The organism is Ochrobactrum sp. BTU2 (assembly GCF_024539785.1).
Lineage (GTDB): Bacteria > Pseudomonadota > Alphaproteobacteria > Rhizobiales > Rhizobiaceae > Brucella > Brucella anthropi.
The window spans coordinates 1-12,117 of the sequence record NZ_JAHWRG010000018.1 but is presented as its reverse complement, the minus strand read 5'-3'; the positions used below and the strand labels follow the sequence as shown (position 1 = coordinate 12,117).

Genomic DNA, 12,117 nt, shown 5'->3' with positions numbered 1-12,117 from the left:
ACGTAGAGTGGCGACCAGTCATGCCGCCGAGAGCAACACCGTCTCTTCTTTGTATGAAAACCGCTTCGAGATGCAGACGGTGTCCCTCCGAGGGCCCCGCGATAGTTCAAGGGTCAGCAGGCTGTCATTCGAAAACGCAGGGCTGAGCTCGAGTTTGAGATACTCAAAGAGTTGTCGGTCATGCACAGCAATCATCACCTGCCGTCCATGCTCCTTGGATAGTGTTCTAAGCAATGCGGCAAAATGAGCGATATGGACGTCATCCATCGATTGTACCGGATCGTCGAGGATCAGCCAGGGGAGCTCTTTGGGCACTGAGAGATGAAGTGCCGTGAATAGAGTCAATGCACCGGTATTGAGATTGCCCGCGCTCAACATCGCACCAGGAGTTCCGCCAGCCTCGCCGCCGTCCCGATGCTCGGTGATTAACTTGGGCTGAAGTTTCTGGGTAGACGATTGGGGGATTCTGAATGCGGGAACGAAGGGCTCTCCCGGCGCGAGCCGCACAAATAGGTCACGCCACACGCGATTGAGCCGGTCGTTAAACTCGCGTCGAATTATGGCAGAGCGCACTGTGTCGACGGCGCTCCGAATTGCGTTGCCCTGATCGCGGAGGACCTGGGCCCGTGACAACGCCTGATCCGCGTGTTGCCAGGACGCGAGGTCTGCCGCAATCCGCTGGTCGACCTCCCCGCGGCGGGAGATTGCCGTACGGATTGTGGCGACGTGATCAGCGCCCTTGCGCCGCATGGCAAGTCGATGTTCAAAGTTCGTCGCGCCGGCTGCCAATATGCTTTCCAGCCGCACGACGGCAGCTTCGAATGATTCATCCTCCTCAAGCCCAGGCGTTCCTATCGAACGGGCAAAGTCGCTCAACGTATCACGTGCGGCCGCAAGCGCAACATTGCGCGACTGAGCTTCGCTTACCGCGCGTCGCGCGGCTACATCGGCCGCACGCAATTGCGCTCCCTCGTGTAGCGCATCATGCAGGCTTTCAAGTTCGGTTATGAGCCCATCTGTAGAAGCCGTTCGCCGATCGAGGTTGGCCAAAGTTTCTTCGTCAAGTTTTCGAGATCCAATGGTCTCGATCTCACGTGCCAGACGTTCAGCCGTAACCTGAACCTCACTACGGGTCCGCCCTAAGGTGAGTAACCTCTCCGCCGAAGCGGATAGTGTTCTTACCTTGTCGTGAACATGGTCGCTGAGCGACCCTTCGCCTCGCTCTCTGAAATCTCGATCGCATACCGGGCAGACGTCGTCAGTAATGAACGACGTCAATTCCGCCAATGCGGCCCCAAGACTACCCGCACTGCTCGGCAAGCGAGCGAGTTCTTGATCGATTGTATCGCGTTGGCGCAGCGTAACATCTCGCTCATCCTGCGCTAGAGCGTACCGTGTTATGTCGGCACGGGCTTGTGACGTGCGATCACTCAGCTGCTTTTTTTCGGTGTGCAGGCCTGCTAGCGCCACCTCAGCAAACCGTTCCGGTTCGCTTGGCAACGCGATAGCGGGTAGGAAGGCCTCAATACGACCGCGCACATTGGTGATGCGCGTGCCGTAATCGGCTTCCCAGCGTGCAAACGCTGCGCGGGCAGCCTCCGATCCGGACGGGGTGACAACGGCACTGGACAGAGTCGCGCTTTGTGCCGCGTCGATTTCGCGTCGGATCGAGGCGAGTCTCCGCTGCTGATCAGTCAGGCGTGCGAACGCGTCAATATCACTGCTTTCCGAAAGAGCGGCCGCCACGTTGGCTAGCGTATCCTCCCGCACCTCAGTTGGAAGCTGAAGCGCGGAGCAGAGCGCCGTAAGGTCGCCCATCGTGTTCTGGATTTGCTCGCTTAACTCCTCGCGCATTGTGCGTTCATCGGTGAGAAGTCGGTCCAGCCGAAATTGTTCGTTCTCGGCTCCCGCCCAGCCATCAATGATCTTGCGGACGTTACGCACATCCGCCAGAGGTTTCAGCCCAGCCTCCAGAGCGTCCAGCCGATCAAGGCCGAGCAGTTTGGTCACGAACTGCGCCAGAGGCGATTCCGCATCGTTGCCTGCATCCTGATAGATCTGCAGCAACTGGCCGAGCAGGGCTTGCGGCAAAAATACCCGCTCCCGGAAAAAGGCGGCTCGCTGCTCGTCAAGCGCGCTCACCGACCGCGGACCAGTTCCACTTAGTATTACGCTGAAGTTCTGTTCTGTGGTGCCCGCCAAAGCCTTGAGTAAGACGCGGCCTTCGGACGCCGAACGATGCAGCAACTGCTTCTCATATCCAGGGTCCGCACGCTCCAGCGACTGAACCATTCCGGTAAGTGCTAATTCAATGGCTGACAGAAGGCTCGTCTTTCCCGCGCCATTTTCGCCATGGACGAGAACCACCTTGGCGTCGAGTGGCGCATGGATTTTCCCCCGAATGCTGCGGAAGTTGCTGATATCGAGGCTTCTAAGGACGAGGTCGCTCACGATTGGTCCTCTTCCGGTTCGGGCTGAAACGCACTGTTAATTGCCAGCGCAACCGCATCGGTCACTGCCTGCTCCCCTCCACTGGATGCGTTAATCAATGCATCAAGGAGGGAGGTGTCGGAGTCTGCCGGAAGCGCACGCACGAGCTGATCCATAGCGGGGCCGCTGCCGTTCTGAGCTTCAACCATGGGGAGGGGCAGAGTAAGGGGAAGAAGCACTCGGATTCGATCATCGAGTTGGCGTTTGGCATCGTCGTCTGAAGGCTTTCCTTTATCGTCGAGGCTAATGCCTTCGACCTGGAGCACTCGGCATGTCTCCGACAGAGCCTCGATCCCTTCCGCCAATAAAGCGCCAGCGAGAATCGCGGTCACGACATAGCGCGAGCCGGTGACGTCGAGCGCTCGGCTCAAGGCTTCCAAGCGTTGGCGAACACGGTCGCCGTCGCGGTCGCCATAGTCTCCAGTTGTCGTGTCGACCAGAAGCACGAGGTCCAGCGCCCGACCGTCGCGTCCGCGCATAGCACCGGTGAAAGCAAACTCGACGCCCGCAACTTTGAATGGCGTCGGCAGGTCGCTGTATCCGGCATCTCGGAGGCGCTCTTGGACAACATGAATGAGGGGCGAGTTGCTCATAACATCATCTCCGCGACGAATTCTCGCTGGAGCGTCGCGGGATCGTCACAGCGCGCGAGTAGATTGCCAAGGCTGACATGCGTTTCTCCAATCTGTCCGGTTCGCCCGGGTGCGGAGCGAACTCGCCGCGCAGTTACACCACCCCCTGCCATTTGATGCCAGGCGTTGTCGGCATGGACGACGATTGCATTGTCATTCGCGAAAGCTCCGCGACTCTTCAGGCCAATCGCTTCGGTCGCCGATTTTACCACAAAGAATGGGCGGTCGACACCGTCTGGACGCAGGGCGCGAGCGGTAAGGGCCCCTGACGTCAGGGCGTCCGAGACAGGCCCGCGCAGCTCCCATAACCCAGCTTGACGCCCATTTTCCAGAAGCGACAAGGCAATCCCAAGGCATCCAAAACCCATGCTTTGAGCGTTTTGGTCGGCCGCGAGGAGATTAGGTGTCGAACTGGAGAGCGTTTCATAGGCCTCCGGGTTGGAAGGCAGAGCACCTGATCGGAAGAGCGAAAGCATTCGCGACCAAAGCGCGATGGCTTGGTTTACGAAAGCGGTCCTGTTCTTGGTCCCAGGAGCGGGGACAGCTAGGCCGGCGATGTCGTCTCGAAGCGTTTCCAGCAAGGGCGCAAGTGCGACAGCAATGTGCGCTTTGCCCAAAGGCGCCAAGCCAAGTTGCATTAAGATGGCGAGCTTGTCCGTAAGGAGCTTCAACACCAGCGCGATGAGTACCTTTTCGCCCCACGCGCGCAACAGCGTGGCCGCATGAACGGCAGCCGGATCGCCATTGTAGGCGTCCCCGTAAGACAAGCGGAGGACGTCACGCTGCCCTTGTTGGATTCTATCCTCGCAGAAGATATGAGCCGCTGAAGCGGGCGCGCATGGCCATGGCCATGCGTGTATGGCCCGCGCCCGCGCAAAAAGGGTTTGAAGATTGTTGTCCTGGATCGAGAGTCCCAGCACCAAGGTCTTTTGGGTTGTCGCAAGCCCAACGACTGCGTTGCACATTGCTGCGAACTCTGCCGCTTCCGGCCAACCCATTATCTGAGGGTAACTACCAGTCAGAAACCGACGAAAGACTGCCGGCTCACGCGTGGCATGCACAATGCACCCGTGGAATTTCAGCAGTCGGGCGCGTCCGGCGGGTCCCCGCAGCTGATCAGGATCGACGACGACTTGCAGCACGCCCTGAACACCACCGCTCAGCCGTTCGACCGCTGCCTCGATGAAGCCATCCCAATTGGCTGAGGCTATCGCTTGTACTGCTCCTTCAAGGATTAAAACCGCAATGCACAGATGCTCAGCGGCTGGAGCGGCCGGGTTTTCGAATGCCTTTCGGATATTTATGGCATCCCAGAGTACAAAATCGGGCTCGGTGCCAGGGATACGAATGTCGAGCACGCGCGAATATTTTGTCCACAGGCGCTCGATGATTGCGTCGTGTTCGGGCCACGCCGCCAATGGCTGTGGGTACTGCGCCTGGACATTGTCCGGTTTGATTTCCGCAAGATCGAGTGCTTCTTCGAACGCGGGCAAATAGGCTGCCGCAGTTGCCGGATTAATCGCCTTCGCGCGGATATAATCGAAAGCTTGTTCGATCAAGTTGCCAAGATTAGGAGCCTGCCGCGAGATTCCAGAACCGACCCACAGCGCGAATTCACCATTCTCCACCGCACGCGCCATTGAGGCGAATTCGACGCTGAACTTCGCAAGTACTTCTCGCACTGAGATTTCGTTCGCTGTCGGCCCCAGCGCCACATCGCCCCCCATTTTACGCGATTAGCGTTACCCTTTGGATTGACATTACATTTCAGCGACGCGTTGTCCAGTGCGAGAAGAGTTAGTTCTCTTCGTTTCACAATCGGCAGCTGTTCACCGAGGATGCTCAGAACCCGATGGTCGGCAAGAGCCCCCATTCCGCCGTTCGTGTCTCTCGGATGAATGGCGGGTTTCAGGCGCCGACGAAAACTCCCCGAACGGCTGGGATTAAGGTCGTCTGCTGACTGACTGCTTTGATGCTTTCATATCGCGCCCGATTCTGATTCAGGGCTCAGCATGAGCCGATATGACCTGACAGACTTTGAATGCCGCGTAATCAAGCCGCTGCTACCCATCTGTCGATCGCGCGGCGGGCTGACAACCAAGATACACGTCGTCGTTGACGCGCAAGGATTCCCGATCCGGATCGGTCTGCTCGCCGCCAACTTTCTCGCTATGGTGCAACGCGCCTCGCTCCTTGTTTATGAGTCTGATGGCCTAACCCTTACGAAAAAGCCGGGGCGCAAAAGCGCCCGGCTGATTTTTAATTCTCCTTGCCGTCAAAACGGCAAGAATCCTCCAAGGAAACTGATGGTATCAGTTATCCATGCGAAGGCGGCATTAAACCAACCTTGAATGACAGTAGCAACATACACGATTGCAACCAGTCCAAGCACGAGCCAGAACAGAACCGCAAAGAATTTTGCAAAAGCGTCGTCGGCCTTCGGATCGGGAGGTGAATTATAAATATAATCGTGTCGCATCGTCCTTTAACGCTCGTGTTCGTCGCGTTCCTTCTTTTGCTGCTGCTCTTGTTCTAGTTCCTGCAATCGCAGAACTTGTTGCTGAGGTGGATCGGTGCGCATGGTTTCTCCATCGCGAACAACGCCCTTCACTTCCAAATTAACCTGATTGTCGAGCTGTTTGGAACCTTCAACTTTTCCATCTGTCCGATCCCGCTCTTCAAGCACGTTCGCTTCCCATGCCCGGCGATCGACCATTTGCTCGACACGCTGCTTCTGACCGTCGACTTCCTGAATGACAGTTTTCAAAACGCGTTCCGTCCCAGTGGACCGCAAATGAACTTCATCGCCGATTTCAGCGCCGGCGCGATGCAACGCATCCGGTAATCCGACACCCCATACCGTGCGATTGCCATTGGCCGTTTCAATAACGACAAATGGCGAAGGCTCATTTTTTTCATTATCCTGATAAGGCTTTTCGCCTGTCTCAACGAGGATGCCCTGCACACCCTCCTTATAGTCGACGGTCTTGGAGTGGGACGTTCCAGAATTATCTGCATTCTGTGGCTCTCTATCGACCTTGCTCGACTGATCCGATCCTGCAGATTGCTCCTGATCCCGGTGAGCCGCATCCAGCGCCCTGCCCTCGATCGGAACAATTTCATTGCGCAAGTAGGACTGCTCGCGACGCGCCAGATCTTGCCAATCCAGTTCCGCCGGCTGATAGCCCTTGACCGAAATACCGTGCGCCTGGCCCTCCAACCAAGTTTCACGGCGGAACTCCTTGCTCCCCGTTATTTCGATGCTCGTCCAGCCTCGATGCGCTGCTGTTTCGATCATCAACCGAACGCCCTGAGCATCGAACGATTTAGCGCGCAGCTTCTCTCCATTGTCCTGGAACACTTCGCGCTCACCCTTTGAATCGGCAAAGACACGCTGCGTCCCCCCGTGATCCTCACGAATATAATATCGGCTCGTGATCTCATCCGGGAATGAACGATCCATTTCGGCCTGATAGGATGCTGCAGCTGCTTTCTCCTCGTCATCAATGCTTGAACGAGGTTCGTTAGCATTATCTGCCGATGGCTGACCCTGCTCTGCTTCCACGATAACATGCGCTGGCTTGGCAATTTCGGAATCGGCTTCGCGAGCGATCTGCATTGACGAGCTATCTTGCTCGCTTTCGCGAGATGGGGTTTCAACGGTCAATCCACGCTGTTCAGTCAGTTCCATATGCTCGCGCATTAGATTGACATGCTCGCGCGTATACTGCGCTACCTGTTCCAGATCGGCTTTCTCTTCCGGTCCGAGATTGCGGCCAAGCCGGAACAAAGCTGTTTCAACTTCTTTCTCATATGCCTCAAAATCGCTTCTCGACATTTCGCGCACTTTTTCACCCTCCAAAATGATGTTTTGCAACTTTACCAAATTGGTGCGGTAATGTGACCCGAATTCTGCATGAACGATGTTAGAAGTTTTAGCTTCCGATTGATGCGAACTGGTTGATACAACTATATCTCTTTGCTGGATGGCGTATGAGGCAATCTGATGATTGCCGCTTGCCATTGCAATTTTCTCCCAACTCTGAGTTACCTTTACGGTATATTCAAGGCTGCGCACGCTTCGCGCCACGCTCCGCCGACCTGACCGCTTGGCATCATAACGCGACTGAGCCGCCGCACTCGTCCCCTCATGTTCCGTTCGTCCCTCGCGATTAACCGGCCGCACCTGATTGCGCGTGTAGGCTGGAGCATTTGCAAACTCGCGCCTGTCCGTCATTTCCATAGCGATTCCGTGCTGGCGCGCCTTTTCAGCCATAAGTTCGCGCCATTGGCGAAAAACCTGTGGCGAGGTTTCTACCCGATCACCGGCATCCGAACGCATAGCGATAATGGCATGGGCATGGATATGCGGTCGCTTTCCGCCCTGCCCCATCTCCTTCGGATCGCTGAACGGATCATGCATCGCAAATATGTAGCGGTGTCCTTCGAACTGAGCGGCCAGAAAATCCCGAACAGCGCCTTCGAAAGCCTGAACATTGGTGCCAGCTTTAGCAGACATGATGACATGCATCACATCCCTGCCCTTGCGGCTATGCAACTCCCGACGCCACTGCTTTTGCACCAGATCGCCGGCGGAACGCGTATCGGAGATATCGCGCCCCTTATCATCGCGAACTTCTCCCTTATGATCCTCGACCAGATTTCGCAGCTTGGCGGCGCCATATTCCACGCCATTGCCATACCCGGTAAAACGGAACCGCGCCCTCGCCAGCTCGGACACCGCGCTTTCGTTGTAACGTCTCTGAATAATGTCAGCCGCCTTCGGGTCGCCGGTCAACCGTTCCCCTTCTGCGCTGCGCAAGACTACCAGACCGTCAACTTTCAAAACTCCATGTGATGGCTGCGAAACTGCATAAGCGAAGCTGCGATTACTTAATCCGCTCGCCAGGCTGTCGCGTACGAGCTGGTGCAAAGCTTCTTCTGTTTCGAAACCAGTAGCTTCGATCGTCACATGGAAAGTTCCAATATCCCTGCTCTCGGCACGATTTTGAAACAATGGCTCCCAATCTTCCCGCAACCGGGCTAGATCCTCGCGACCATGAAGGCGCTCACCATTTTCCTTTTCGACGTGTATTTCCCCGCTGCGTGATACGTAATTGACCATCGCGCCGAACCGTGCACCGCCACCGTACGATGCCATTTTTACCACGGACGGTTGACTGCCTGCTGCGACCGCGGCCAGACGCGCTTCCATCGGCCTAGCCGCCGCAATTGGCTTGCTTGCCGTACTTCCAAAGAACTGGAAACTCCGTGCCCTTGAGGATCCCGTGCGCATTTTCGGCACTGAAGCACTACCTGCTGCGGTGGCACCTCCTGCGATTTGCAGTTCGCGCAGCCTTCGGCGCATCTCTTCTTCCGCGCCACTCGCAGCACTCGAACCCAAAGAAAGCTCATGCAACAGCGCCGCGCGATGCTGCTCCCATTCACTCTCAAAGGCTCCGAGAAAAAACTCCATCGACTGCTATTCCTTGCTGCGATGCCTGTATCCAGATCGCTTGGTAACGCGCCGTAACTCGCTGAGGACGCCGATCTGCATCTTCTGCACATCCCCGACCACCATGCGGATTTCGCTATCAGATACCGATTTTCCACTATTCAGAGCTCTGGCTACCTGATTGAGATTGACGCCAATCATACGCATGTCCTCTAGCATGAGAGACAAAAGCGCCCGGTCTTCGTCATTAAAGACTGGCTTCACTCCTGCCCCTTGCAGGAATACAGCTTTAAAAAATGCACTCATCGTCATGTCAGCCGCCTTTGCGGCTACATCGATTGCATCATATTCGTCCGCCGAAACGCGGCTATGAATGGTTTGCGGCTTGGCTTTAACTGCCACCCCACCATCGGTAATTCCCTCATCCATAAGCTTCAACAGTTCCAGCACAGAGTAGCAATAATCAATCGCGGACGTGTTTCGCGATTGATTGGAAAAAATGTAGCACATTTTTCCGTATCCTGCCTAACCAAATAAATAGGAAATCATTAAAGATCGTCCAAATTGGTCTCGCTTCGCTCACCAGGGTTCACCTCCAGGCCGCTTTATTCGCCTTTGTGTACCCCTCGTACTCGCCAGCAAGGGAGGCTTCGCTCTTCGCCCTTGCCGGACTGCGTGCGAGCGGCACAGACGGCTCTTGCGCGGCTCCGGGGTTCATCATCAGCTAGAAAGGAACTGGGGAGATCAACCACACGACGATGTCATGTGGTTATGCGATGTGAACACACCGTGTGATCCATTGGATATAGTGTGTTGTCACATCGTGTGAAAATATCGTAGTCTGTTCCTCAGTCCATATAACTAACGATCACCACTCGATCCAAATGCTCGTTAGTCTGATATGGCCTGAACCGGACGTGGGTAAACGTTCATGCTCTCTTCGTTTGAAGGAGAATTCATGACAGCTCGATTTTCAGCAGTTAGTGGCAAAGGCGGCGCGGGGAAAACGACCACGGTCATTTTGACGGCAGGTGAATTCGCACTCCAAGGTCAACGGGTCCTTCTCATCGATGCAGATCCCCGCCAGAACCTGGCCGAGTGGTGGAAGCGCTGTGAAGCGAAGGGCAACTTACCTGAATCGATTTCTCTGACGACCGCACTTCGCCAGAGCTCAATCGAACAGGTTATGTCTTCACACGCGGAAAAGTACGACGCCGTGATTATCGATGCTCCCGGCGTCGATAGCGTGGTCATGGATACGATAATAGATCATTCTGATATCGTGATTACGCCCATTCAGCCTGCACAGGATGAAATAAAGGCAGCAGGCGAAGCCGCGGAAACCATTGCCACGCGAACAGATCACAACCAACGTGTAATTCCTCAGGCGGTTGTGCGAACACGCATCAACATCGTTAATCGCCACCTTGAAGAATATCGCATCATCCGTCCATTCGTAGAAAATTTAAGCCAACATGGTTACAATACGACGTTGCTCGAAACTGAGCTAATCGAGCGCAACTGTTACCGCGAGATCCGCAGCGGCTGGGGAACATTGCAAATGTTGGAATTAACGGATGCTATCTGTAAGGCCAGAACCGAAGTCAACGCGTTTGTTTCTGAGCTCGACTATTTAAGGGACCAGAATGTAATGGAGACGGTGAATGGCTAAAAGCAAGGTCACACTGTCAGACTTCCCTGTCGCATCCCGCAGACGCCCATCAGCAGAAGAGGAGAATGGCCCCAATGCTGCTGCGCTCCCAGCGGCGGAAAACGCACAAATGCAAACTACAGGGCCGTCAACGGAACTGGAAACGCGAAGAGCTCGTCCTAAATCACAATTCGTCACGCCAGAAGAAAGAAGGGCGAACGATACCCAACAGGCAAACCAGCGGGAAGATTCCCGAAATCGCTTACGTGAACTTCGTAGAAATCGTGAACGAGAAAGTAAGCATTTTGTAAATGTCTCACTTGATTACGACACCAAAAGGCGACTTGAAAAGGCAGCCCACGACAACGGACTTAAGATGTCGGTTATCCTTAGAGATGCCATCGACCAGTATCTAACAGAAAACGGATACTGACCGTGCTTGGTCGTAGCTTTCTTCTAGGCTTGGCCGTCGGGATCGGAGTCGGTCTATATTTAGCGCCTTATCTAGCTGCTAATGGCTTTGGCCACACGATTGAGCCAATCAACTCATTCGCTAACAGTCAAGTTAGCACGCCCGCCGTTTCAGTCGAATGGCCGACCAACCAGATTGCCAAAGAAGAACTCTTTCGCTTTTCCAACTGGAATTATGCCGCCTACGGCAAGGATTCCATCACTAATGTTATCCGCTGCATTCATATCAAACAGCAAACTATTGCTTGCGAACTGTCAGCTACACTCAGTTGGCTGAAGGACACAGCGTTGATCGAAGCAGTCTTTGAGGGAAAACCAGGGAACTGGCGAATGGCCGCGGCGAAAACACGTTAGTCAACATATTCTAGTTCATTTTTTTCCGTAAGAGGTCGCTTTCTGCATCCGTGGGGCAGAAAAGTTTGGTGATGAATTCCGTTTCATCAAACTCTACAGTGCCAAACCAACGAGAATAATTCATATTATTCAATTAGGCGGCATGGAGTTTAAGGGGTTTTGACGGTGAATAACGAATCTGCTGATTTCGCAACAGAACATTCATTGGAGAAAACCAATGATCCGGAAATCGATAAGCCCATCTACAGACGTCGCGGCTTTGAGGGTATCAGCACGTTTGAAGAAATAGACCAACGACTTGCAAAATATCTAAGAGAAGCGCGTGAACAGGCTGGCCTTAAACAGGCAGATTTTGCGCCACTTATGGGGCTGTCTACACCGGTATATGGTCGTTACGAACGTGCATTCTCAAAACTGCACGTTACGCGCATGATACACATCTGCGAAGTATTGGGTTTCATGCCAATCGATATGCTCTTCGCAGCAGCACCTCATCTCTGGGGTGAAAACGAGCAAGAAGCCAAAGATCGTGTCGAGCTAGCAAAACTTGTCAGCGATCTCCCACATAGTACGACACGCGATCTGCTGTCGTTGGTAAAAAAAATGGCGGAACTTCAGAACCAAGTTGATGCAAGCTCGAAGAGCTCGAGCCTGGCTGAGAAATAGATGATCGCGTAAACGGCCTCACATGATCACCCGCTTGCAATCTCATGGAGATAATCGGCAACCGCCTGTGCTTTGGCTGCTGCAGTGATAATGGCGCGCTTATCGGACTTCAGAACGGCTAGCCAGTTTTCGATATAAGCGGCTGTGTTTTCGCGAGGATCATGGGCCACGCCCAGGTCAGCGCAAAGGAAAGCTGCGGACAGTTCGGCCACCAGTTCTTCGAGTGCGTAAGCGTTTGTGCCGAAGCGGCCAGCCAGATCGCGACCAAGACGATGCTTTGCGCCTGACCAATGGCCGTTATGCCGATATCGGCATAACGGGCATTATGCCGTAAGTCGGATTATGCCGATTTCGGGTGCGTAATACTGAAATTGCAGGCCATGGTCCTCTTCGCGCTC

At 54.7% G+C, this 12,117-nt stretch carries 9 protein-coding genes and 2 pseudogenes; 5 read left to right on the top strand and 6 right to left on the bottom strand.

From position 1 onward, the window contains the following. Positions 1-18: 18 nt before the first annotated feature. From KWJ32_RS24485 to KWJ32_RS24475, 3 genes are read right to left on the bottom strand one after another with little or no spacing between them, the layout of a single operon-like run. Positions 19-2,451, bottom strand: coding sequence for an AAA family ATPase (locus KWJ32_RS24485; protein ID WP_192799578.1), 2,433 nt, complete (start codon positions 2,449-2,451; stop codon positions 19-21). Next, positions 2,448-3,083 (bottom strand): hypothetical protein, encoded by a 636-nt coding sequence (locus KWJ32_RS24480; RefSeq protein ID WP_151610592.1) that lies wholly within the window; start codon positions 3,081-3,083, stop codon positions 2,448-2,450. Before KWJ32_RS24480 ends, KWJ32_RS24485 begins: the two co-directional genes overlap by 4 nt. Continuing rightward, the gene (locus KWJ32_RS24475; RefSeq protein WP_192799579.1) at positions 3,080-4,837 is read right to left on the bottom strand and encodes an SIR2 family protein; all 1,758 of its coding nucleotides are present in this window, start codon (positions 4,835-4,837) and stop codon (positions 3,080-3,082) included. Before KWJ32_RS24475 ends, KWJ32_RS24480 begins: the two co-directional genes overlap by 4 nt. A gap of 363 nt (positions 4,838-5,200) precedes the next feature. Here KWJ32_RS24475 and KWJ32_RS24470 point away from each other — a divergent pair. Next, positions 5,201-5,278 (top strand): annotated as a pseudogene (locus tag KWJ32_RS24470) (IS5/IS1182 family transposase); the annotation flags it as partial. A gap of 329 nt (positions 5,279-5,607) precedes the next feature. Here the strand turns inward: KWJ32_RS24470 and KWJ32_RS24465 are convergent. Then, positions 5,608-8,598 (bottom strand): LPD7 domain-containing protein, encoded by a 2,991-nt coding sequence (locus KWJ32_RS24465; RefSeq protein ID WP_151610589.1) that lies wholly within the window; start codon positions 8,596-8,598, stop codon positions 5,608-5,610. A gap of 6 nt (positions 8,599-8,604) precedes the next feature. Further along, positions 8,605-9,087: a plasmid mobilization relaxosome protein MobC gene (mobC, locus tag KWJ32_RS24460; protein ID WP_151610588.1), complete on the bottom strand. Its 483-nt coding sequence runs from the start codon at positions 9,085-9,087 to the stop codon at positions 8,605-8,607. 448 nt (positions 9,088-9,535) lie between these two features. Here mobC and KWJ32_RS24455 point away from each other — a divergent pair, with 448 nt between their 5' ends. From KWJ32_RS24455 to KWJ32_RS24440, 4 genes are all read left to right on the top strand, one after another. Further along, complete coding sequence (locus KWJ32_RS24455; RefSeq protein ID WP_151610587.1) at positions 9,536-10,249, top strand: ParA family protein; 714 nt, start codon at positions 9,536-9,538, stop codon at positions 10,247-10,249. Continuing rightward, a complete protein-coding gene (locus KWJ32_RS24450; RefSeq protein ID WP_105545507.1) occupies positions 10,242-10,661 on the top strand; it encodes a ribbon-helix-helix protein, CopG family in 420 nt (139 codons plus the stop codon). The genes KWJ32_RS24455 and KWJ32_RS24450 overlap by 8 nt, the downstream gene beginning before the upstream one ends. A gap of 2 nt (positions 10,662-10,663) precedes the next feature. Beyond that, complete coding sequence (locus KWJ32_RS24445) at positions 10,664-11,053, top strand: hypothetical protein (protein WP_105545506.1); 390 nt, start codon at positions 10,664-10,666, stop codon at positions 11,051-11,053. Positions 11,054-11,218: 165 nt separating this feature from the next. Beyond that, positions 11,219-11,719, top strand: coding sequence for a helix-turn-helix transcriptional regulator (locus KWJ32_RS24440; RefSeq protein ID WP_151610586.1), 501 nt, complete (start codon positions 11,219-11,221; stop codon positions 11,717-11,719). Positions 11,720-11,745: 26 nt separating this feature from the next. Here the strand turns inward: KWJ32_RS24440 and KWJ32_RS24435 are convergent. Next, a pseudogene (locus tag KWJ32_RS24435) lies at positions 11,746-12,012 on the bottom strand (zincin-like metallopeptidase domain-containing protein); the annotation flags it as partial. Positions 12,013-12,117: the final 105 nt, after the last annotated feature.